The organism is Candidatus Streptomyces philanthi, from assembly GCF_059553635.1.
Genome location: NZ_JCANQV010000020.1, coordinates 13,576 through 35,223, shown reverse-complemented (window position 1 = coordinate 35,223; position 21,648 = coordinate 13,576). Strand labels below are relative to the sequence as shown.

General features: G+C 68.7%; 16 protein-coding genes and 1 pseudogene. 4 read left to right on the top strand and 13 right to left on the bottom strand.

The features are described from left to right. Window positions 1-790: pseudogene (locus tag AC51EU_RS04905) on the top strand (hypothetical protein); the annotation flags it as partial. A gap of 86 nt (window positions 791-876) precedes the next feature. Here the strand turns inward: AC51EU_RS04905 and erpA are convergent. From erpA to AC51EU_RS04865, 8 genes are all read right to left on the bottom strand, one after another. Then, window positions 877-1,230 (bottom strand): iron-sulfur cluster insertion protein ErpA, encoded by a 354-nt coding sequence (erpA, locus tag AC51EU_RS04900; protein ID WP_496265387.1) that lies wholly within the window; start codon window positions 1,228-1,230, stop codon window positions 877-879. A gap of 857 nt (window positions 1,231-2,087) precedes the next feature. After that, window positions 2,088-3,329 carry a cytochrome P450 gene (locus AC51EU_RS04895; protein WP_496265386.1) on the bottom strand — a complete coding sequence of 414 codons (1,242 nt, stop codon included), beginning with the start codon at window positions 3,327-3,329 and terminating at the stop codon, window positions 2,088-2,090. Further along, on the bottom strand, window positions 3,326-3,925 hold the full coding sequence (locus AC51EU_RS04890; RefSeq protein ID WP_496265385.1) for a GNAT family N-acetyltransferase: 600 nt from the start codon (window positions 3,923-3,925) through the stop codon (window positions 3,326-3,328). The genes AC51EU_RS04895 and AC51EU_RS04890 overlap by 4 nt, the downstream gene beginning before the upstream one ends. 3 nt (window positions 3,926-3,928) lie before the next feature. Further along, on the bottom strand, window positions 3,929-6,289 hold the full coding sequence (locus tag AC51EU_RS04885; protein ID WP_496265384.1) for a B12-binding domain-containing radical SAM protein: 2,361 nt from the start codon (window positions 6,287-6,289) through the stop codon (window positions 3,929-3,931). Between the two features lie 70 nt (window positions 6,290-6,359). Continuing rightward, window positions 6,360-6,551: a hypothetical protein gene (locus tag AC51EU_RS04880; RefSeq protein ID WP_496265383.1), complete on the bottom strand. Its 192-nt coding sequence runs from the start codon at window positions 6,549-6,551 to the stop codon at window positions 6,360-6,362. Window positions 6,552-6,586: 35 nt separating this feature from the next. After that, on the bottom strand, window positions 6,587-6,799 hold the full coding sequence (locus AC51EU_RS04875) for a hypothetical protein (RefSeq protein WP_496265382.1): 213 nt from the start codon (window positions 6,797-6,799) through the stop codon (window positions 6,587-6,589). A gap of 46 nt (window positions 6,800-6,845) precedes the next feature. Continuing rightward, window positions 6,846-7,886 (bottom strand): radical SAM protein, encoded by a 1,041-nt coding sequence (locus tag AC51EU_RS04870; protein WP_496265381.1) that lies wholly within the window; start codon window positions 7,884-7,886, stop codon window positions 6,846-6,848. A 276-nt stretch (window positions 7,887-8,162) separates the two neighbouring features. Continuing rightward, a complete protein-coding gene (locus tag AC51EU_RS04865; protein WP_496265380.1) occupies window positions 8,163-9,029 on the bottom strand; it encodes an aKG-HExxH-type peptide beta-hydroxylase in 867 nt (288 codons plus the stop codon). A gap of 591 nt (window positions 9,030-9,620) precedes the next feature. Here AC51EU_RS04865 and AC51EU_RS04860 point away from each other — a divergent pair. Then, window positions 9,621-10,913: an MFS transporter gene (locus tag AC51EU_RS04860; protein WP_496265379.1), complete on the top strand. Its 1,293-nt coding sequence runs from the start codon at window positions 9,621-9,623 to the stop codon at window positions 10,911-10,913. 314 nt (window positions 10,914-11,227) lie between these two features. On the opposite strand, the gene AC51EU_RS04855 is transcribed toward AC51EU_RS04860, so the two are convergent. From AC51EU_RS04855 to AC51EU_RS04840, 4 genes are read right to left on the bottom strand one after another with little or no spacing between them, the layout of a single operon-like run. Beyond that, on the bottom strand, window positions 11,228-13,903 hold the full coding sequence (locus AC51EU_RS04855) for a TniQ family protein (RefSeq protein ID WP_496265378.1): 2,676 nt from the start codon (window positions 13,901-13,903) through the stop codon (window positions 11,228-11,230). Beyond that, window positions 13,900-15,042 carry an ATP-binding protein gene (locus AC51EU_RS04850; RefSeq protein WP_496265377.1) on the bottom strand — a complete coding sequence of 381 codons (1,143 nt, stop codon included), beginning with the start codon at window positions 15,040-15,042 and terminating at the stop codon, window positions 13,900-13,902. Before AC51EU_RS04850 ends, AC51EU_RS04855 begins: the two co-directional genes overlap by 4 nt. Next, window positions 15,039-17,210: a helix-turn-helix domain-containing protein gene (locus tag AC51EU_RS04845; protein WP_496265390.1), complete on the bottom strand. Its 2,172-nt coding sequence runs from the start codon at window positions 17,208-17,210 to the stop codon at window positions 15,039-15,041. Before AC51EU_RS04845 ends, AC51EU_RS04850 begins: the two co-directional genes overlap by 4 nt. Further along, the gene (locus AC51EU_RS04840; protein WP_496265376.1) at window positions 17,207-17,959 is read right to left on the bottom strand and encodes a TnsA-like heteromeric transposase endonuclease subunit; all 753 of its coding nucleotides are present in this window, start codon (window positions 17,957-17,959) and stop codon (window positions 17,207-17,209) included. The genes AC51EU_RS04845 and AC51EU_RS04840 overlap by 4 nt, the downstream gene beginning before the upstream one ends. Window positions 17,960-18,256: 297 nt before the next feature. On the opposite strand from AC51EU_RS04840, the gene nadA reads away from it, so the two are divergent. Next, window positions 18,257-19,444, top strand: coding sequence for a quinolinate synthase NadA (gene nadA / locus AC51EU_RS04835; protein WP_496265375.1), 1,188 nt, complete (start codon window positions 18,257-18,259; stop codon window positions 19,442-19,444). Window positions 19,445-19,463: 19 nt separating this feature from the next. On the opposite strand, the gene AC51EU_RS04830 is transcribed toward nadA, so the two are convergent. Next, the gene (locus tag AC51EU_RS04830; protein WP_496265374.1) at window positions 19,464-20,405 is read right to left on the bottom strand and encodes a LysR family transcriptional regulator; all 942 of its coding nucleotides are present in this window, start codon (window positions 20,403-20,405) and stop codon (window positions 19,464-19,466) included. Window positions 20,406-20,512: 107 nt separating this feature from the next. On the opposite strand from AC51EU_RS04830, the gene AC51EU_RS04825 reads away from it, so the two are divergent. Next, the gene (locus AC51EU_RS04825) at window positions 20,513-21,448 is read left to right on the top strand and encodes a DMT family transporter (protein ID WP_496265373.1); all 936 of its coding nucleotides are present in this window, start codon (window positions 20,513-20,515) and stop codon (window positions 21,446-21,448) included. Window positions 21,449-21,648: the final 200 nt, after the last annotated feature.

Genomic DNA, 21,648 nt, shown 5'->3' with positions numbered 1-21,648 from the left:
GCGGCTCGACGCGCACGGTGTGGTGGGCGCGGTGCGGACGGTCACCGCGGACCCGGTGGTCGGCAAGCTGCCGACGCACGGCTGGCGCACCGCCTTCCGGGTCGGCGCGGACGGCCGGGTGACCGGCGGCAGCGGGCAGCTCGGGCAGCCGGTCGCGGGCGCGTCGTACCCGGTGCTGGACGCGGACGAGACGCTGTCGCGGCTCGACGCGCACGGCGGGCGCAAGCACCCCGGCTGTGTCTCGCCGCGTACGGAGCGGGACACGCCGCCCGCGGGGAAGGACACGGCCCCGATCGCGCCGTGCGAGCCCGCCCCGGGGAAGGCGCAGCGGCCGGCCGAGGTGACAGGCGCGGTCTTCGGCCTGTCGGCGCAGTACGCGGACGGCGGGCCGGTGCTGGTGCCGTCGTGGCTGTTCACAGTGCGGCAGGCGGGTGCGGGTGACGGTACGTCGACGGTGGCGGAGCCCGCGGTGCGGCCGGAGTACCTGAAGCGGCCGGGCGCCTCCCCCTCGGGCCACCCGGGCACGGTGGCGCTGGAGTCGTACGACGTCTCCGGTGACGGGAAGAAGCTGACGCTGCACTTCTGGGGCGGGGTGTGCAGTGTCTACACGGCGCGGGCCGAGGAGTCGGGGACGGCGGTGCGGGCCGAGGTGACCGCGAAGGACAAGCGGCCGGGCCAGATCTGCGTCAAGATCGCCAAGAAGTTCTCCCGGACGGTGACGCTGGAGCGGCCGCTGGACGGCCGGAAGGTGTTCGACGCGTCGAGCGGCGCGGCGCTGGCGCCCCGGTAGCGGCGCGGACAGCGCGAAGGCGGCGCTCCCCCGTGCGGGGTGCGCCGCCTTTCGCCGGGCGTTCCGGCGGCCGCCGGGCGGTGGACTCAGCTGAAGGAGTCGCCGCAGGCGCAGGAGCCGGTGGCGTTGGGGTTGTCGATCGTGAAGCCCTGCTTCTCGATGGTGTCGACGAAGTCGATGGAGGCACCGCCCAGGTAGGGGGCGCTCATCCGGTCGGTGACGACCTTGACGCCGTCGAAGTCCTTGACGACATCACCGTCGAGCGAGCGCTCGTCGAAGAAGAGCTGGTAGCGCAGCCCGGAGCAGCCGCCGGGCTGCACGGCCACCCGCAGCGCGAGGTCGTCGCGGCCCTCCTGCTCCAGCAGGCTCTTGACCTTCGACGCGGCCGCGTCGGTCAGGATGATGCCCTCACTGACGGTGGTCTCTTCCTGAACGCTCATCTACATCTCCCGGGTTGTACGGACCGCTTGCCCTCGGCTGCAACCGACGGGGCCCCGGATTCATTCCGGGTGGGCTCAGTTCGCTGGGCTCTTTTTCCGCGGGCCGCCGGGAGATCTCCGGGAGGCCCGCTCCTTCATGCTCGCACACCCGTGTACGGGTGGCGCCGACGCCCGGGTTCCGGCGTCTAGGATCCGCCTGCCCGTGAGCACTGAGTGCTGCGGGAACGCCAGAATCCACGCCCAGCGAGCAGTGCGGATGCCGACGCTCAGTGAGCAATTTTGTTACTCCCACTCATCAGCATGATGACTGTCTGTAGCCATCAACAGAGCGACGACGTGAATCCTGCCCCTACGACGTCGCCATGTCCATCGATGCGCTGAAGTACGCAGCCGAGCGCTGGACGACCGCGACGGAAGCCCTGCGGACCTGCGGCCTGGCGAGCGTCGCGTACGTACTGACCGGTCGGCACCCTGGCTGACTGCAGCACCGACGACCCACGATTTCCCAACATCGACTGGCCCGCCGCGCCGCGCCAAGCTGGCTTCACCGACGTCCGCTGTACCGCTCGGACGACCTGGTGCGTCTCCTGCTGGCAGATCTCCGTACAGCGTCGCAGCTGGGCGATCTGCGCCACGTTGGCGAGTTCATGTCGTGCCGACAGTTCATCGTCTTGGCTACAAGCTCAGGCAGGCTGCGCGCCTGTCTCTGGTAGGCGCGACTCGGCCGAGTCCTGGTGACGGGCGTGGGCGGCGGTCGCGTAACGGACTTGTCAACCAGGACAACAGGTGACCTTCCCCTCGCAGCGTATACAGGCGGCAGTTCACGTCGCGGGCACTGCAGCGGGCGGATTACATAGTCAGAAGCGGATACCGAGCCGTCTCGGTGACCGGAACCCGCGTCCAGCCATACCGTCGGTGTCCAGTGTGAATGCCGATGATCCCATCGAGGTGGTCACCGTCAGCAGTTCGGCGAGGAGTTCCCGCGACTCCGCGGCGGCGAGGTGACGCCCGAGACAGGTGTGCGGACCGGTGCCCATGGCCAGGCTCGGCACCGGCTCACGCCAAACGTCGAACTGGTCTGCGCGACCCCATCGGGTCTCGTCCCGGTTGGCCGACGCGAGGTTGACGCAAACCAGCTCACCAGGCCTAACCGCTTGGCCGGATATCTCCGTCTCAGCCGTGCACCGGCGCAGGACCCAGGTCAGTGGGCACTCCCACCGCCAGCACTCTTCAATGACGGCAGGGACCCGGGACCCGTCCGCACGCAGCAACTCCAATACTGACCGATCGGTGAGAACTGCGTACATCAGGGTGGCGAGCGAACGGAACGGGGGTTCCGTACCAGTGGAGAGCAACAGCCGCACTGCGGGCACAAGCTCCGGGCCGGTTCCGATCACCCGATTGTTCGAGCGCAGAAGCAGGCCCACGAGGCTGTCGGGCGCCCACGCCGACGGCGTGTCGAGCCATTCCCGAACGGCCGCGCCGACCTTACTGTCGGCATCGTCGAGCAGCCCGACCGCCCATGTGTAGAGGGTGCCGATCCGCGTTCCTGGCGGGAACCCCAGCATGCGCGCGATCGTCGTCAATGCCACCGGGAAGGCCACGTCGCGGACCAGATCGCCGTTTCCCCGCGTAATCACGGACCGAAGGCTCGACTCGACGGCTGAGGGGTCCTGGCCCTGACGCGCCAGGACCGCCCGCCGGTTAAAACCACTTTGGAGGATGTTCCTCCAGGTTCTGTGCTCCTGGCCGTCCATCTGAAGGAATGACCTGCCGATCACCCGGCCCATGCTGTCGTCGTAAGCGGATGACGAGAAGGTGTCCTCGTCTCGGAGCACGCGCTCAGCGGCCGAAAAGGACACCACATGCCAGGCAGGGGTGAATGTCACGCCGGGCGTCTCCGTACCAGTGAGCACCTGTTCCAGAGTCGACCGGTGCACCTGGCCCCGGCGGCGCAGTGCCGCGAACTCGGCATGGGAGTCGGTGGCCCTGGGCTCCGCTTGGTCGGCGTCAAAGGCGCTGACCAGTTCGTACGCAGCGGAGATGTCCTCCTCGACGCCCTCCGGGCCCGCGTCGAGGAGGGGAGGCAAGGCTGTCATGACGCGTCGCGATCCCCTCGGTCGGCTTCCGCGGGAGCGCGGTCGGTGTCCTCACAGAGTTCCCGCACCGCGGTGCACAGATCTCTCTCCGCTGGAAGCCGAAGTCGATTGCCCACCGGTGAGGCCAGCTTCTGCTTCGGAGTGTGGATCTCGAAGCCCAGGCTCTCCAAGAACGCCAGGCCGGGCGTCCAGTCCTCCGGGCAGGTGGCGATCACGCGCGGCAGCCCTCGGGCTGCTGCCTTCTTGAGCAGTTGCTGTGCCGCACGGGTGCCGATGCCTTCGCGACGCATCTCCGGGACGAGGACGAACAAGCCCACCGAGCAGGTAGAGGCATCAGGATGACCCTCGACAGCGTCGACCACTCCGACTACCGTCGCGCCGTCGCACAGCACCAGAAGGCGCTTCTGCTCGAAGCCCGCACCGTCCGGGAGCGCGTAGTACAGGCTCTGCACATCCGCGGGCAGAGCGGGCGAGCCCGTCGCGGCGACAAAGTAGTCGTCGCAGGCTTCCAGCACCCGAGTTACGCCGACCTCGTCTTCCGGTCGCATGGAGCGCACCGTGAACGGGTGCGGTCCCGCGACCTGGATCTGCTCCAATTCCTACACCGCCTGTCCATGCATCAGGTACGTCGGTCCCGGCTGTCCAGCGCCGTCCGGGCAACGGTACAGAAACCCGTACCGCACCAGAGCGTCGGTAACGGCCTCTTCCGACTCGTGTGCCTCGCCACTTGCCCAGCGATGCCATGTCTCAATCGCCGCGCCACGGAGCCGGATTGTCACACCGGTGATGGGGTTGGCCGCATAGTGCGTGTCGTCGCGGCTCTCTACTCCGATCCCGATCTCGGCGCGGAGCTGGCCGACGGGCGGCTCGGCCTGCCGTCGTGAGGGCACCAAGAAACCGTGCCGAACCAGCAGTGCCGCAGTGTCGCCGGGGTCAGCGCCCAGGTAGTGGCACTCGTGGCCAGCCAACCACCCCTCCAGGTCGCACCACGTCATGCCGTCCAGCTCCCGCCAGTCCGCGTCCTTCCAGTTGAGCTGGAGGAACCTGTCATCGGCGGGGTTGTAGAGCGCCATCGCGGGCTCGGTGTCCGCCTCCGTCGCGGGCCAGGGAACCCGGGTGAACGCGACCCCTGGGGCAATGTCTAGACGAGCGTGCGGTTCCGGCGGAGGCCAGTCGAACAGTGGGACCGCGGGTGTCTCGGGCAGCGGAGCCCGTACGCAGGCGCGCAGGAAGGTGAACTCCTCGATTTCCCGAGACATCGCATCGCGCTTGGCGCGGAACCAGACGGCGGTGTCACTGCTGGAGCCGGCGGCGTCCTCGGCGACTTTCAAACTGTCCTGCTGGGACATTCCCGACTCGACGGTGTAGTTCCGCTGCAGACTCAAGTCATCGTGCGGGCTGGGCGGTTCGAGGCAGATTCCGTACGCCTCCGGATGGGTGCCGATCGGAGAGTGCACGTCGAGGACGAAGGGCGAGCCACCCCACGTCGTGTGCGTAACCTCATAGGTCTCCACAGACAGACGTCGTACAGCTTCCGCGAAGGCCACCGTCTGTGCCGCCTCTTCCGTCGTCTCACCTGGGAAGCCGTGGATGACGAATAGGTGGATCGGCAGTCCAGCCTTGAGCATCGCCTCGATGTTCTCGCAAGCGTCATCGATTCTCGTCCCCTTACGCATGAGGTCGAGGACACGCTGACTCGCCGACTCCAGGCCGAAGTTCATGCGGCGACAGCCGGAAGCGTGGAGGAGTCCGGCGAGTTCGTCGTCGAGGCCCCTCGCGAACCGGGTCTCTCCGTACCAATAGACGCCGGTCGAGGTCTCCACGAGTGCCTCACCGACGTTCTTCAACGTGCGCAGGCTCATGATCTCGTCAACAAACATGAAGAAAGCCGAGTCATGTTCCGACTGCAGTTCCCGGATCTCATTCGCCACCGCGGCGGCGGGACGCTGCCGGAAGGAGTTGCTGGCGAAGGGAATCGAGCAGAACGCGCAGTCCCAGGGACAACTCCGGGAGGCGAAGACGGGCAGGATTGGCCCCGGGGCGAGATACTTGTCCAACGGCAGGGCCCCGTACGCGGGCTTCGCCGCCGCCGAGATGTCGACGCTCTGTCGCGGTGTCCGCAGCAAGATGCCGTTGTCGTCCCATACGGCGCCCGGTATCTCCTCGCGGAAGTCGGTGACAGTGTGCTCGCGCCCGCCGAGCCCGTCGACGACGGTCGCGAGCGCCCCCTCGCCTTCTCCTGTCACCACGGTGTCGACATAGTCGAACAGTGGATGGCGGTGCTGCCAGCGGTCTACCAGCCGTGTCGCGAAGTTCCCGCCGAGCACGACGTGCACGTCCGGTCGCAACTCACGGAGCATGCCGAGGAAGGTGATCCCAGCGATCAGTTGCGTGTCGGCGGACATGCTCACCCCAACGACTCCGACGGACGGGTCGAGGAAGAGGTCGCGATCGAGCATACGGTCGAAGGCCCAGCGGTAGGGGTTGCCCTCCGGGTCTGTGCTAGCCCTGAGTACCTGGGTCGTCGACTCGGCCGAGTACATCGAGGTGTTCGATACCAAGTCGAAGTCGCTTGCGGCGAACGCTCCTGAGATCAGCCATAGTGCGTCGCGTAGAGCGCGACGGGCGAAGTGGAACCCCTCAGGGTCGTGCAACGTGTTCAGTGAACGCAGGCGTGCTTTCGCCTCCTCGATGTGGGCGATCGCAGCCGGCGCGACCAGGAGTGCGCGCTGACGCGCCCATTCGTCCTCCAGGTCGACCGCCTGGCGCGCCATCACCTTGTCCCTGAGTTCCTTCAGAGCCGCCGCTGACAGCATCCAGTCGATGCACTCGATGCTCAGGTCGTAGGCAACGGCCTCGTACCCGCGAGCACGAAGATCTCCCAAGAGCAGGGGTACGGCCAGATGCGGCGCATACGCGTTCCACAGGGGCGGGTTCACGAGGACAGTTTTCTTCCCCATCGATCCTCCTGGTGGGATCGGCACCCAGGCGTGGCCTGGGTGCCGATTGAGGTGACGCTGGCCGGCCTTGTTACTGTTCGCTCTCCGCCTGCGTTTCCGGAGTCGCGCTGGACGTATCCGAGCGCTTCGCCTTCATCGACGGCAGCAGGGCGTACTGCGCACCGGTACGCACCTCCGGCTGCACCACCTCGACAGCGGGGCCTTCACCGGCGTCGGTGGCCGCGGCCATGAGCTGCTCGAGGTTCGTCTTCTTCCTGGACATAACTTCACCTCCTCTCTGTCAAGGCGACAGATCGGCTATGTGGTGGTAACCAGCCCACCTTCGAGAAGTTGGGCCATAGCCGACTCGAACGCCTCCTGAAGTTCCGGTTCACTGATCCGGCCCTTGTTGAGCTGCTCGAACGTGGCGTAGATCTGCGAACCGGAAGACCCGTCGCACAGCTCGACGACCACCCATGCCACTGGATTCAGGTAGTGGATGGCGGGTTTGTCCGGGGTATAGGCAAGCATGCAGTTCCACTCCGGAATCGGGCGGAACTTGACAGAAAGGCTCTGCTCATAGGAGTCGGCTCGTTGCCGGTACGGCGGGTTGTACACGTCGTTCTTCGAGGCCGCCAGGGAGCTGTGAGACATCGATCCCTCCATTCGTTTCGGAGCAAAACGGGTCCGGGGCGTCCCAGCGGCCGGTGAAGGCGAAAGCGGTGGACCTGCATCCTCCGGAGGACCCCTGCGTCTCCTCGCAGGCGTCGCATCCTCCGTCCACGTGGCCGGCGCGGTTGCGCACGTAGACCGGGTTATTCCAGGTGTCCATCCAGCTGACTTCCCGGACGTTGCCGTAGTCGGTGTAGTCCCGTAGGTAGGCGCAGCCGACGGACCTACCGGTCGCGTCGACGCCGGCGTTCTGCCAGCAGCAATTGCCGTCCTTGGGGTGCCAGGAGGTCATCAGGTGCACCGAGTCGGGCACCCGCAGCGCCGCCAGTGCGGCCATCTGTTCGGGCAGGCGGAGCGCCAGGTCCTTCCAGTGGGTACGTGCCCGCCCCAGGGGGTAAAGACGCAGGACACCCACGCGTGGAACGGCCAAGTCGGCGGCCATGTCGAGCACCTGCTGCAACTCGCCCACGTTGCGCCGGGTCATGATGATCAGGAGCGACACGGGAAGTCCGGCCGCCTGGGCGTTCTTCAGCCCTTCGATAGTCTTCTCGAAGCTGCCGGGGACCTGGACATGCCAGTCGTGGGTGGGTGGCGTCGCGCCGAGGACGTCCACATACACCTCGCCGACCCCGATCTCCTTCAGGCGGGTCGCCGCGGCGCGCGTCAGCAAAGTCGCGTTGGTCCGGACGCGTGTCATCACATGCGGGGTCAGCTCGGCGAGGACGTCGAAGACGTCGGGGCGGTTGAGGGGTTCGCCTCCCTCTACGAAGAGCTCGATCACCCCGGAGTCGGACATTTCTCGGATGAGTGCCGCGTACTCGGCACGGAGCAGTTCGTCGGACCGAGGCTGGGCACCGCAGTCTCCGTAGCACTGACGGCATTTCAAGTTGCAGGACTGGGTGACTTGCAGCCAACTTTTGAGGGGCTCATTGAGCACGAGTTCCATGGGGCTCCGTCCTGGTCAGTACCCTGGCCGCCTGCGCTGTGTGGTTCTCGCTCGCTGCAGGGCAGCGAGCGCGGTCAGCAGTGCGGTGAGGGAACAGCTCGCCGGCGGCCTCAGCGGGATGCGATGAGGCCACGGCGGCGGGGGGTGTCGAGACCCTCGTCCACATACCGCGGCGAGTATCAGTGCCGGTGACGAGGAAAGTGGGGAAGACTTGCCCGAACAGGGAAGCTGTCGGCAAGCCCCGCCTGGAACGGCCCTGCCACGCACCTGGATCGGTCATGACGGCACCCGCACACCGGCGTGGGGATGCCGGGTAGCTCTCTGCTGGTGGACCTCGGTCAACCACCGCAGGAAGCCGATTCCGGCCGCTCCGAGAGAGCCTTCCGCGTGCTGAGCGACCTTGTCCAACAGGCTGGAGGCCCGGAATGTGGTGGTCTCCGCGGACTGCTCCAGGCCCGGGTCGGGGCAGTCGCGAGCGCGCTTCTCGAACCAGGCGGAGAGGTGCACGTAGACGTGGGCGGCCGCGAGTGCCCGGTCAACGGGCCAGCGTGGGACCTCCGAGTGGCGATGCCACTCCGGTGCCACAGTGGGTGCAGTGGCCGTGTCGTAGGTGGGGTTGAAGATCGAACGGGTCAGCTGCAGATCGTAGAGCCTGAGGTGCACAAACTCGTGCACCAGGGCTTCCGCCAGCCGCTCGGGGGTTCGCATACAGCGCACGGCGACGAACGCCGTGCCAGGGATCTCGCGCGTAGACGCGCTGTCGAAGGCGTTCGGGCCGTCGACGGCGACGACGTAGCGGGCGTGCCTGAGCAGGCCACCGCACAGTTCCGGCGCCGTGGCGCGAATCAGCTCCAACGCATCCCGAGCGACCTTGGCATGCTTGGTGGTGAAGCCGGTCAGGAAGTCGGCGTCTTCACCGGCGCTGAGGTGGCGGCGGAATAGCTCGGAGAGCTCCTGGTGGCGGGGGCCTGGTAGGGCCGGGTCCGCAAGGAGGTCCACGCGGTCACCGCATAACTCGATCGCATGCCGGACTCCTGCGCGCTCCGCCTCAATGGCGAGACCCGCATCGCCCCTGGACTCGAGCAGGCTCGCGAGCTCGACTAGCTCCCCTTTGCAGGCGGCGGTGTCGCGGATCTTCTGCACAGCTTGGTCCAGTCTGTGCCGGACCGTCGGTTCGAAGGCGGTGTCGGGTGTAATCCGGTGGCCGTCTGGACCCGCCGGCCACAGTTCGGGCGCAACGCATTCAAGGAGGAAGTCGTAGGTCTCATAAACCCGGCTGAGGGTACTGGCAGCAGCGGCGAAGACGGGGTGCCTTGCCAGTGCCACAACCCTGGACTCTTGCATACCTTCGTCCCCGTAGAGGTGTGTCCGGCCCCTCCCCGTCTCGCCTGTGGTACACAGCGAGAGTGGAGGGTTGACTCGTGTCAAGAGGGGTAAACGATGGACGCCTTGGTTTCTCAGGCGTGGCTTGCGTGTTGTTCAAGCTTCCAAGAGATGGGTGGGGCGTCAACCTCGTGTGGCGGCTGGGACGACAAATTCGGCAAGGGGCAGCGGGGGCGTGAAGTTCCCTGTGTTCAACCAGCAGATGGCCTCTACATTGGGCGTTGGTGCGGTAGCGGTGCCTGAGAGCCTCGACTGCTTGGCGCCCGTCTCGCCCACATTGACGAAAAGAGACCGCTGTCTGACATGAGGTTTACTTCCGAATCGTCGCCCTCGCCCGTCGACCCTCGGGTAGTGGCCCTGCGTCGGTTGGTCACCGCCAACACGCTCAGTTCGGTGGGGGACGGGGCTCGGTTCGCCGCGTTGCCTCTGCTGGCGGCGGCGGTCACAGGCGACGTGTTCTGGGTCTCCGTGGTCGCGGCCGCAGGCCGAGCGGCCTGGTTGCTCGCCCCGGTCATCGGCACCCTGGTGGACCGCATGCCCAAGCGTCGGCCCATGGTCGGCGCGGACTTGGCGCGTTGCGCGACGCTGGCCCTGCTGTTTGTGCTGGTGGCGACAGGGTGGGTTCCGGTGGCGGTGCTGGTGGTGTTGGCATTCGTCTCGGGCGTCGCCGAGGTGTTCTTCGACAGCGCGGCCCAGGCTGTTGTGCCGTCGCTGGCCGAAGACCAGGAGTTGGAGCGGACGAACGCCCGAGTTATCGCCGCGCAGATCACCGGAACGGGCTTCGTGGGTCCGCCCGTAGGCGCGGCACTGTGGGCGGTGTGGCATCCGCTGCCGTTCCTTCTGGACGCGGCGACGTTCCTCTCTTCGGCACTGCTGCTCTGGGGCCTGCCCGAGCGTGCCACGGACGCATGGTCGGAGGAGAGCGAGCGGGCGGCCCGGGGAATCGGAAGCGTGCTCCGCGGCACCTGGGCGGGACTACGTCTGTTGGGGCGTCATCGGGTCTTCCGCCGGCTCATGGTGGTGATCGCGGTGCTGGGCGTAGGCCAGCAGGCGGTCTATGCGATCCTCGTGGTGTACGTCGAGCAGCGGCTCGGCCTGCCGTCCTATGGGTACAGCCTGATGCTCGTGGCGGCGGCCGTCGGCAGCTTGGCCGGAGCCAGGACAGCGGCCTGGACCGCACAGCGGCTGGGTTCCGGGCGCAGCCTGGTGGTGTCTGTGGCTATATCTGGGGTCAGCTATCTAGTCGTCGCCGTGGTGCCCTGGTGGCCGCTGGTCGCGCTCATGCTGGCACTGAACAGCGCTGGTGTCGTGCTGTGGAACGTGTGCACGGTGTCGCTCCGGCAGCGGCTCGCCCCGCCGGACATGCTGGGCCGGGTCACCAGCGGCTATCGCCTCGCTGCTTGGGGGGCCATGCCCCTGGGCGCGACATTGGGCGGCGTACTGGCGAAGCGCACGGGTCTCGACACCCCGTGGACACTGGCAGGGGTGCTTCTCCTGGCCTGCCTTCCGCTCTTGCGCGGAGTGCACTCCGCGCCGCCAAGGCCCGTAGATGAGCCAGCCGACGTACCCCCATGTCAGGCCCCAACTAGACGTGACGTCCACCACAGGTGGCAGCTGGGAAAGGGACATGATGGCTCGTCGTAACGAGACGCGCAGCAGAGATTCAGCCCTGGCGTAAAACGACACGGCCTGCGGGGACACAGTCTCTGCCGATACAACGTTGGCGTGGGGGTGCGGTCAATGGCCTTGACCCCCTGCATCGTCCTCGATCTCCCTGAGACCTTTGCCGCCGACGATGGTGCTGTTGCGTGTTGTGGCGAAAATGCTCGGGTGATCGGGAATCTGTGCAAGCACGGGAGTCGGTGGAGGGCCGTGGGAGACATGGTGACGGCCCGAATGACGGGTGACGGTGGCCGGGTGGTCGGTCCCGACCGCCGATGACATCCGGCACCTGGTACTCAGGGGTGATCATGCCAGGACCGCTCGGCTTCGTCCGCGATGTGCAGGACCTGCTGCGCTTCTCGCAGGAATGCGTGCCCACGGGGCGTGGGGGCGAGGGGGCGGGTGTCGCGGTCGATGATGCGGAAGCCGGCCCTGCGCTCGATCGCTCGGATGCGGGCGGCGAGGGTGGTGTGCCTGCCGCCGTAGAAGCTGTCGGCGGCCGCGGGAATGCTGTCGTGGCCTGCGACCTGGACGATGGTGCGCAGCCGGTCCAGGGCTTCGCGGCCGTCGGTGACCGCCTCCATCACTGGCGAGAGCTGCGCGGGGAGGTCGAGGTGGCCGAGGCCGTTGTAGCCGCCTGGCGGGTGGACGGTGATGCCGCACCGGCGGGCCTTCTGCGACAGGCCCCAGGTGCTCATGCCGCATTCGCGTGCCAGTTCACTTAAAGGGCGCCGCTTTTCGACATGTTCTCGGTGCAGCCAGGTGCGCAGGAAGTCGGGCGGTTCGGTTTCCCGGCGCAGGGTTCGGAGCGGGATGTTGTCAAGGGCGAGAAGGGCGCGGACCGTGGTGGCCGCGCACTTGGCCATGCCGGCGATCTCCACTGTGGTTTTGCGTTCGCTGACGTACAGCTCACGCAGCCGGCGCGGCGCGAGTACCGCGGCGCGGGTGGCGGGGTCTGGTGCGCGGATCTTGCCCAGGAGCTGGTCCGGCGGGCCGGTGACGGTGTCGTCGATCTCGAAGTAGAGGCGGAGGTGCTCTGCGGTCATCCCGGTGGCCTCGGTGACCGAGTCAATCGTGTCGCTTTCGCTGAGGGCGGCACGGAGCGCGGTGGCGTCGACCTGTTCGGGTGCGATGCCCGGCCAGTCGATGTCGCGGACCCAGTGAGCGGGGGGCTCCCAGGTCACCGGCTCGTCGATGCCGTGGGCCGCCAGGTTCAGTTCTGCCTGCTCGTACAGAAAGGCGCGCAGCGGCAGCGGGGCGCGGAAGCGGAATTCGGTGCAGCTCCAAGCGAAGCGGGTCGCTGCTCCCTGTGGCGGGGGCGGGCTGTGCCCGGTCAGCAATAGCAGCAGGTACCAGCGCATGACCTGCTGGCGGTGCTCGCCGCCGGCCAGCCAGCCGTGCTGGAGGATCAGGCGCCGGTAGGCTCCAGGGTTCAGCTGGACGGTGGTCTCGGTGAACGTGGCGCGTCGGCGGGCGTAGTCGATGGGTGAGCCGTGTTCGTCGAGCGCGCGGGCGAGCTGGGCGAGCGTGGAGGCCAGTGGGGTGAGGTCCTGGTCGCGGTACACGCGCTGCTCGACGCTTTCGCGGTCGCGGGCGCCGCGGAGGTTTCCCAGCAGCGGGGCGGCGCGTACATACGGCAGGTCGGCTGGCCCGCCCGGGACGAGGAGGAGGCCGGAGCAGCCATGGCGGAACGCGTCGACACGGACGACGCGGCCTCGCGGTCGCAGACGGTCCACAGGCAGCAGGCGCAGGGCCCATCCGGGCCAGAGCATCGCGGGAATCATGGTGGCCCGTCGGCGGATGTCCTCTTTGCTGCGGTCTGGTAGTCGGGGGGTGGGCGTTGCGCTGGCGTAGCGGAGCCGATTGTGCAGGAGCGTGTGCGGATCGTGGTGGGACATCATGCGGGCGAACACTTCCGGTCCGCTGTCGCGCCAACGCCGGGCCAATTGCCCGAGGTTGAGTTCGCGCGCGGCCGACGGGTGGTCCGACTGCACGATCCATTCGAAAAGCCGTTGGTACTCGGGGTGTCCGCCGCGAAGCGCCACGTGGGCCAGGGCCGTGCCCGCGGCGATGTGAGGGGTCTTGAGGCTGGCAGCATCCTCACGTCGGCGACGGCCGCTGCTGCCGGACAGGCGGTAAGCCGTCTGTCCGCTACCGTCTGGGAAGGAGGCGGGGAATGTGCCGCCGCATTCGTCGAGGACAGCGTGGACGAGGCCGGGCGCCTGGTCCCGGTTGGTCCGCAGGCCCCGCAGCGCCCGCCAGGCCAGGGCGTAGAGCTGCTTGAGTTCGACCAGGGCCTGTGACCTATGGTCCGGCGCGACCGCCAGCAGGCTGGCGACACGGTGTTGCGCACGCAGTACCAGCCCCTCTGGAGGAAGGGAGATCGCCGGTGCGTGGAGCAAGTCGGAGGCGCACAGGCGCGAGCGGCCGTCGGCGGGTGGGGCGAGTCGATCTCGTGTGCAGATGCCGATGTCGCGAGGCCCTCTGAAGTTGATCTTCCAAGGGTGGGGCGGGCGGCCACAGGTGGGGCAGAAGTCGGCCAGGAGCTGCTGGTGTTCGGTGCAGGCGAAGGCCCATGGCAGCCGCCACATCAGCGGTCCGCGGCCGCCGTTCTCGCGTAGGCAGGCGGGGCAGTAGCGGGTACGGCTGCTGCGGAACGCCCAGGCCGGCGGCCGCTCGAGCTGGCGGCGGCCTGGCGCAATGTTGACCGCGAACTTGTTATAGGAGTCGAGTGTCATGGCCCACAGCACCTCGACAGGAATGCCCGTCGCCTTGTGCAGCGCATGGGTCTCCGGTTCGGTCAGCCGCAGCAGCATGTGGTCGACGCGGGCGGCGGGCAGCCCGATGTGATGCAAGAAGTCCCGGTCGGTCGTGCGCAGTCGGCGCGCGTAGCTGCTGATCCAACTGTCCAACGCCTCGCCGGCCAGCGGCGCGAGGGCGATCGGGATCCTGTCCGGGGTCCAGGTGCTCATGCCGACTTCCGGGGCTGCTCGCCGTCGTCCGGGCGGGTGGTCAGCAGTCCGGCCTCGATCGCCGCCTGGAGTTCTTGCCGGGCGTCTTCGGCGGCGGCGTCATTCTTGACCTGGTCCATCAGGTTCTTGTCCAGGCGCTCGTGCCCGGAGCGGATCGCGCGCAGGCAGCCGCGGTTGACCAGCGTCATCAGTGAGGCGAAGTGGCCCGTGGAGCGGGAGTAGAGATAGTCGGCCAGGTCCCTCGCGAGCATGCCGGGGTACTTGTCCGCCAGCACCAGCTGCTTCTCGATCGTCTTGAGCAGCGTGCGCCACTGGCGGCGGCCGGTGTTGTCCTCGACCTGGAACGGCGGCAGTGTCAGCGGGGTGGTACGGCGTCCGAACTGCGCCAGCAGCGCCTGCTGCGGGGACAGGCCCTCGCGCAGCAGGCCGCGCTGCTGTACCCCGACGCCGATGTAGATGAGGGTGACGGGGAAGACGTTGGCCAGGTATTTCAGTTGGTTGGCCATCCGGACCGCGTTGCTGTTCGAGCCGGACATGAAGTGCACGTCGTCGATGACGATTGCGATGGTGTTCATACTGAGTACCGCGTCCACGGCCCGTTCGGCGAGCATGTCCGCGTTCCCGGACGTCGGCAGCCCGTAGAAGCGGCAGATGGAGGCGTTCAGGCCGCGGACGGAGGTGTTCCCGGTCAGGGCGATGTAGATGACCGGGACGCGGCGGTCCCCTGCCGCTGTGGTCTCGCCGCGCAGCGCGACCTGCTTGCGGTACAGAGCGCGGCCGTAGGCGCGCACCGCCGTGCTCTTGCCGAGCCCGGGATAGGCGTCCACGAGAGCGGCCGGCTTGGTCTTGTCGCCGTCCTGGCGGTTGGCTTCCACGATCTCGGCAAGGTCCGCGTGCAGCGCCAGCAGCTGCGGCGTGTCGATCGGGCCGATGTTGGCGTGCCACACCTCGCGCCGGTCGTTGTGCTCCAGCAGCGCCCGCGACGACAGCTCGCCGAGCTGGGCCCGGGTCAGCAGATCGGGCTGGATGCGGTCCGGGGCGAAGACCTCCACCAGCCAGCCGGACAGCCGGGTCGGGCTGTACTGCCGGTCATCGCCCTCGAACGGCTCGCCGTCGGTCTCCTCCCCCGGCGCGGTCAACGGGTCTCCCACACGTCGGCGTAGTAGTCGTCCTCGTCCGTCACGACCTCGATCTCCTCCCCGGGAAAGGCGGCGTCGATCTCGTCACTCTCATCGTCATCCCCGCCGGGCGGCACGTCGTCGACGACGTGCAAGGACGGACCCGCTTCCGAGGGAGGGGCTCCCGGCCCGCCGGCTTCCGCCAGCCGCCGCAAGGACGGAAGCGCCGCAGTCACCTCCCCTTCATCGGCAGGCGCGTCGTCTTCGCCGACCAGACGCAGCCGCTGCTGGGAGAGCCGCAGCGCCATACGTCGCTCAGTGTTGTCGCGCGTCAGCCCCGCTCCCCAGCGTTTCAGCAACTCGATCAGCGCCCGCTGGGTGTCCGGGAATCGATGGGTGCGCTTGGCGAGCTTGCGTGCATATTCCAACGCCTCACGGCTGACCGGCCCGTTCACCGCCGGGGCATGCTCCCAGTCGAGCGCATGCCACTTCCGGTCCTTCGGATCCTGGAAGTACACCGTGGTGATGTCGCCGGGATCGACGGCGATCGGCCACTTCCCAGCATCCACCCCGCGATACGGACTGGGCTGATTGCGGCAGTCGTTGAGGGCATCGCCGTTGTAACGCAGGCCCCCGACCTCCACACCGTAGTGCTGGATGGTGGTGCGGACCTCTTCGAGGAACTCCAGCGCCAGGTGGGGACGGGCGGGGATCCGCAGCGGCCCGGCGCGCGTGACACCGTGCTCGAACATCTGAAGCGGGCTCAGCTTCAGGCCGGGCACCTCCGGCACGCACAGCCCGCGGTGGTGGCGCCGGTGATACACCAGCGTGATCCACTCGCGGATGATCGTCTCCAGCTCGTCGATGAAGAAGTACGCCTCGTCCTCGACGTTTTCACCGCGGCTGTGGACGTCGGAGCCCTTGTACCCCGGCAGCGCGGCCAGCAGCCCCTGACTGATCGTGCGGAACCAACGCTCCACCGGCTTGTCGGTCGGAGTCATCGGCCGCGCCGGCTGCAGCGAGATCCGCAGCTTGGCGCACACGCTCTGGATGTGGTTCGACACGTAGATCTTGCCGTGGTCGAAGACGATGGTCTCGGCCGCCACCGACGGCAACAGCGGCTGCCCGTCCCGGTCGACAAGCTTTTCCGCGTCCAGCACCACGGTGGACGGCACCCCGCAGTACGGCAGCGGACCGGCCTCGGACCCCTCGCGCGGCCGCACCGTCTCGAACAGCACCCCGGCGACATCCACCGACTTCGTGGACACCGGAGTCAACCGCAGGCCGACGATGCAGCGGCTGTACAGATCCATGGCCACGGTAAGTTCACAGCGCACCCACCGGCAGGTGACCGGCTCCATCGCGAACACATCCAGCGGGGTGGTGTCCAGCACCACGTACTCGCCCGGCCGGGTCGCCCGCAGCCGCCCGTACGTGCCCTGCGGTGCGTTGGCGATCGACCGCTTGCCCTTCGTGCTGCCCTCGAACGCGTTCGTTCCCTTGGACAGCTGCCTCAGTAACTCATAGCCGGTGGTGCGGCCCGGCAGCGGGACCGTGCCCTTCCCATACTCCTTCACCAGACGTTCCGCGATCTCAGCCAGGATCAGATTCCGCACCGGCCGACTCGCCTTGACACGCTTGTCCAGCACCGCCCGGGCCATCTCCACCCAGCGTGGGTCGGCCCGCTCCACGACACTTCGCGCCGGGCGGTCGCGCACCAGCCCGGCCGGACCGGCCGTGCGAAACGCCGTAATCCAGCGACGGATCGTGCTCTCCCCGACCCCGAGCTCCGCGGCCTTGGCGGCGTAGCGATGCAGCATCGGCGTCCCCGGCGCGTAGTCCTCCCGCGGCTCCCCGTCCAGAGCGAGGACAGCGTCGCCCAGCCGGTATCCAGTCAGCACCTCCTGCACGTGCCGGACCTTCTGCGTCAGCTCGTCGTCCTCGTCGTCGGTCAGACCGCGCAAGAGGGCCGCCGCAGGAGCTGCTTCCTCGGCCGGGGCCGGCACGAGAATCTCCGTAGCGGGGTGGGCAAGCAGAGCTGAGATATCCACCTGCCGCAGCTTCGGTGCCCCGACCACCCCGGTCTGCTGCAACAGGATCCGACGCCCCTCGATCTCCGCCACGGTGAACTGCTCACCGTCATAGGCGATCGGCAGCCCCGGCCGCAGCGACGTCGTCCATTCGTTCATGTACACCTCTGCAGGATGGACTCGCCCGACAGTGGCCTGGTCAGGTCCGTGGTCAGCCGCCCAGACCACAACAGGGCCATCAGCGGCGGCCGCGCCACCTCCCTCGGCCCGCCGTCCGCCAGGCGCCGCTCCGCGACGGCCAGTTCCTCGCCGTCAACGACCTCGCGCCAGGCCCGCTCGATCTCCTCGGCGGGCACGATGCCGGGATGCCGATAGCCCGCCAGGAACCGCACGTTCTCCAGGAGCACCCGGTCCGCGCCAGTCCAGACCTCGTACTCCCAGCCGTGCCGCTCGACCAGCCGCCCCGGCCAGGCCAAGGCCGCGGCGATCTTCGGATCCTGCGCGCGCTCCGCCGGCTTGACGTTGACCACGCGCACCGTCCCCGACCGCATCATCAGTAGAAAGTCCGGAACATGGCCGCGCACACGACCGTCCACATGGGCCACCACGCGGCACGGCTGCGCGAAGATGCCCACCACGCTCGGGTCAAAGTCCGCCAGCAGCAGCCGGGCCAGCTCCAACCGGCTCTCGTACACGACCTGACCGCCGGTCGTCGCCGACGCGTACTCCCCGGAGTGATGCAGCATGCCGTGTGCAGACCGCACCCGGCGCCACGGCCGCGACTCGGCGAAGTCCGCCGCCCGAAGGCGCGCGAACGGGATATCGCACGTCGATCCGTCCACGTACCGGACCGACACCATGGGAACCCGGTCCCGGCTGCGCCCTTTGCCCGAACTCCGTACCGCCATGCCCCGGACCGTACGAGGGAGCCGCCCAGTCCGAGTCGAAAGATCGCAGAAGGACGACAACTGATCGCTACTGAACGTAACCAGTGCTCATGATCATCCGAATCTGCTCGGACCCTGCTCATGGTCACGCGGAAATGCTCACGCACTCGCGGATCCTAGACGGCGATCCGGGGATGCGTCACATCGACACGAGGGCCATCGTCAAAGTGACGCGAACAGACTATGATAGATAGCGTCAATCCGACGAAAAGGCAGTCGGCAAGGCGCCCGCACGGCGCCTTCCGCGGAAAAGAGAGGGTGCGTGCCGTGACCACCGCCCAGCCCCTGGACGTCCAGCCGACCCCGCTGGCGCTGCTCCTGCTCGGCCGCGAGGCCGACCCCCGGAGCGAGCGCGGCGTGGAGTGCCCCGGCGAGCTGCCGGCCCCGTCCGACCCCGGTCTCGTCGAGCGCGCCCGCGCGGCCAAGGAGAAGCTCGGCGACAGGGTCTTCGTCCTGGGACACCACTACCAGCGCGACGAGGTCATCGCGTTCGCCGACGTCACCGGCGACTCGTTCAAGCTGGCGCGGGAAGCGGCCGCCCGGCCGGACGCCGAGTACATCGTCTTCTGCGGTGTGCACTTCATGGCGGAGTCCGCGGACATCCTCACCTCCGACGACCAGCGGGTGGTCCTCCCGGACCTGGCCGCCGGCTGCTCCATGGCCGACATGGCGACCGCCGAGCAGGTCGCCGAGTGCTGGGACGTGCTCACCGAGGCGGGTGTGGCCGAGGAGGTCGTGCCCGTCTCGTACATGAACTCCTCGGCGGACATCAAGGCGTTCACCGGCAGGCACGGCGGCACCATCTGCACCTCGTCCAACGCGAAGCGCGCGCTGGAGTGGGCCTTCGAGCAGGGCACCAAGGTCCTCTTCCTGCCCGACCAGCACCTCGGCCGCAACACCGCCGTCCGCGACATGGGCATGTCGCTGGACGACTGCGTGGTCTACAACCCGCACAAGCCGGGCGGCGGCCTCACCCCCGAGCAGCTGCGCGCGGCGAAGATGATCCTCTGGCGCGGCCACTGCTCGGTCCACGGCCGGTTCTCGCTGGAGTCGGTCGAGGACGTCCGGGCGCGCATCCCCGGCGTCAACGTGCTGGTGCACCCCGAGTGCAAGCACGAGGTGGTCGCGGCGGCCGACCACGTCGGTTCGACCGAGCACATCATCAAGACCCTGGAGGCCGCCCCGGCCGGGTCGAAGTGGGCGATCGGCACGGAGCTGAACCTCGTCCGGCGGCTGGCGAACCGCTTCGCCGACCAGGACAAGGAGATCGTCTTCCTCGACCGGACGGTCTGCTTCTGCTCGACGATGAACCGCATCGACCTGCCCCACCTGGTCTGGTCCCTGGAGTCCCTGGCGGCCGGCAAGGTCGTCAACCGCATCCAGGTCGACAAGGAGACCGAGCACTACGCCAAGCTCGCCCTGGAGCGGATGCTGGCACTGCCGTAACGAAACGCCCCGCCGGCCCTCAGGACGCCTCCGCGTCACCGGGGGCCGGCGGCGCACCGGCCCCCGCCGCCTCCCCGGCCGTCCGCGTCAGCCCGTCGACGAAGGCACGCACGGCCGGTGTGCCGGCGTCCGGCGCGGTGGCCACCCACACGGCGCGCGTCACCGCCGGACGGCAGGCGACCAGCCGCACCCCGTCGAGCGCGGCCGGGTCCGCCGCCATCCGGGGCACCAGCGCCAGCGCGAGCCCGGCGGCCACCAGCCGCAGCTGGGTCACATAGTCCGCGGCCCCGTACCGCACCCGCGCCTCCACCCCGTGGGACCGCAGCAGCTGCACCAGGGCCCGGTGCGTGTCGGCCCCCTCCGGGCAGCTCGCCCAGACCTCGTCGCGCAACCGGCCGAGCGGCACCTCGTCCCGGTCCGCGAGCGGGTGGCCGACGGGCACGGCCAGCAGCGCCTCCTCCCGCACCACCGGCGTGACACGGACCCCCTCGGGGACGGGCGTGGGGCAGTGCGCCCAGCTCTCGACCACGACGGCGTCCAGCTCCCCCGCCCGCAGCCGCGGCAGCATCTGCGCCGCCTCCCCGTCGTGGACATGCGGCTCCAGCCGGGGGTGCCGCTCGGTGAGGGCCAGCAGCGTACGGGGCACCAGCACGCGGAACGCGGACGCCACGGCGCCGACACGCAGCGGCCCGGAGACCCGCCCGCCGAGCGCGGCGAGGTCCGAGGCGGCACGTGCCGCGGTCTCCGCCATCTCCTGGGCGGCGGCCGACAGCACCCGGCCGGCGTGGGTGAGGCGGATGCCGCGCCCGTCCGGCTCGACGAGCCGGCGGCCCGTCTCCCGCTCCAGCCTGCGCAGATGCTGCGAGACGGCCGGCCCGGTGACATGCAGCGCCTCGGCCGCCGCCCGTATCGAGCCGTACCGCGCGACCGCCGCGAACACCCGTAACCGCTCCCAGGTCACCACACCACCGCCCCGCCTCCCGCGCGCCCACCCATAAGCCGCACTATCCGTTATGGCAAACAAACAATAAGTAGTGCTGCACGTTCACCGGTGGAATCGTGCGGGACGTGGATGCCGCCCCCGAAACCCGTGCCCCGTCCTCCCCCGCCGTCCGCCCGTCCGGCACGCCCGGACCGGGCCCGTCCGCCCGCGCCGCCCTGCTCGTCGTCGTCGGCGCCGCCTGCCTGTCCGCCTCCGCGATATTCGTCAAACTCGCCGACGCGAACGCGGGCACCGCGGCCTTCCTGCGCTGCGCCCTCGCCCTGGTCCCCCTGGTGCCGTTGCTGGCGTACGAGTTCCGGCGCCACGGTCCCCTCCCGGGCCCGCTCCCCTGGTACGCGCTCCTGGGCGGCGTTTTCCTCGGCGCGGACTACGTCATGTGGAGCGTCAGCGTCCTGGACATTGGCGCGGCCGTCTCCACCGTGCTCGTCAACGTCCAGGTCATCGCCTTCCCCCTGCTCGCCCGCGTGTTCAGCGGTACGCGCCTGCCCCGCCGGTTCTTCGCCGCCTGCCCCCTGATGCTCGCCGGGACCGCCCTCGCCGGCGGCGCCCTCGCCCGCGACGAGCAGGCCGCCAATCCCCTGCGCGGCGCCCTCCTCGGCATCGCCGCCGGCCTCGCCTACGCCGTCTACCTCTACCTGACCCGCCTCTCCGGACAACGCTCCCCCCGCCACATCGCCTCCCCCGTCTGCCTCTCCACCACCGCGGCGGCCGCCACCTCCGGCGCCCTCGCCCTCCTGACCACCGGCCTCCCCCTCGCCCTGCCCGCCGCCTCCTGGGCCTGGCTCACCGCCCTGGCCCTCCTCGGCCAGGTGGCCGCCTGGCTCCTGATCAGCAGGGCCGGCCCCCGCCTCCGCCCCGACACCACCGCCTCCCTCCTGCTCCTCCAACCGGTCATGGCCCTCGCCCTCGCCCTGCTCCTCCTCCACGAGACCCCCGCCCCCAGCCAACTCGCCGGCTGCGCCCTCGTCGTGGGGGCGGTGTGGGTGGCGGGGAGGGGGTGAGGGGGAAGGACACGACCGGACGTTCGCGATGCCCACATGGTCTACGGACCAGGTCATGTCCGGGCGATCACTCGACGGGCACGGTGGGCCGTTGCTCTCCGGGAGATGAGCGCTCTCCCTCAGTCGCTTTTCGGAACGTAAGTGCGGCAAAGCCAACACAGGTGCCAAAGTGTCGCGTGTATGCCGAGTTACTCCCTGGA

Bases quoted from the DNA above. Each gene is read 5' to 3' on its own strand.
- erpA (WP_496265387.1), bottom strand. From the start codon at position 1,230: ATGAGCGTTCAGGAAGAGACCACCGTCAGTGAGGGCATCATCCTGACC.
- AC51EU_RS04895 (WP_496265386.1), bottom strand. From the start codon at position 3,329: ATGACAGCCTTGCCTCCCCTCCTCGACGCGGGCCCGGAGGGCGTCGAG.
- AC51EU_RS04885 (WP_496265384.1), bottom strand. From the start codon at position 6,289: ATGGGGAAGAAAACTGTCCTCGTGAACCCGCCCCTGTGGAACGCGTAT.
- AC51EU_RS04880 (WP_496265383.1), bottom strand. From the start codon at position 6,551: ATGTCCAGGAAGAAGACGAACCTCGAGCAGCTCATGGCCGCGGCCACC.
- AC51EU_RS04875 (WP_496265382.1), bottom strand. From the start codon at position 6,799: ATGCTTGCCTATACCCCGGACAAACCCGCCATCCACTACCTGAATCCA.
- AC51EU_RS04870 (WP_496265381.1), bottom strand. From the start codon at position 7,886: ATGGAACTCGTGCTCAATGAGCCCCTCAAAAGTTGGCTGCAAGTCACC.
- AC51EU_RS04855 (WP_496265378.1), bottom strand. From the start codon at position 13,903: ATGAGCACCTGGACCCCGGACAGGATCCCGATCGCCCTCGCGCCGCTG.
- AC51EU_RS04845 (WP_496265390.1), bottom strand. From the start codon at position 17,210: ATGAACGAATGGACGACGTCGCTGCGGCCGGGGCTGCCGATCGCCTAT.
- AC51EU_RS04840 (WP_496265376.1), bottom strand. From the start codon at position 17,959: ATGGCGGTACGGAGTTCGGGCAAAGGGCGCAGCCGGGACCGGGTTCCC.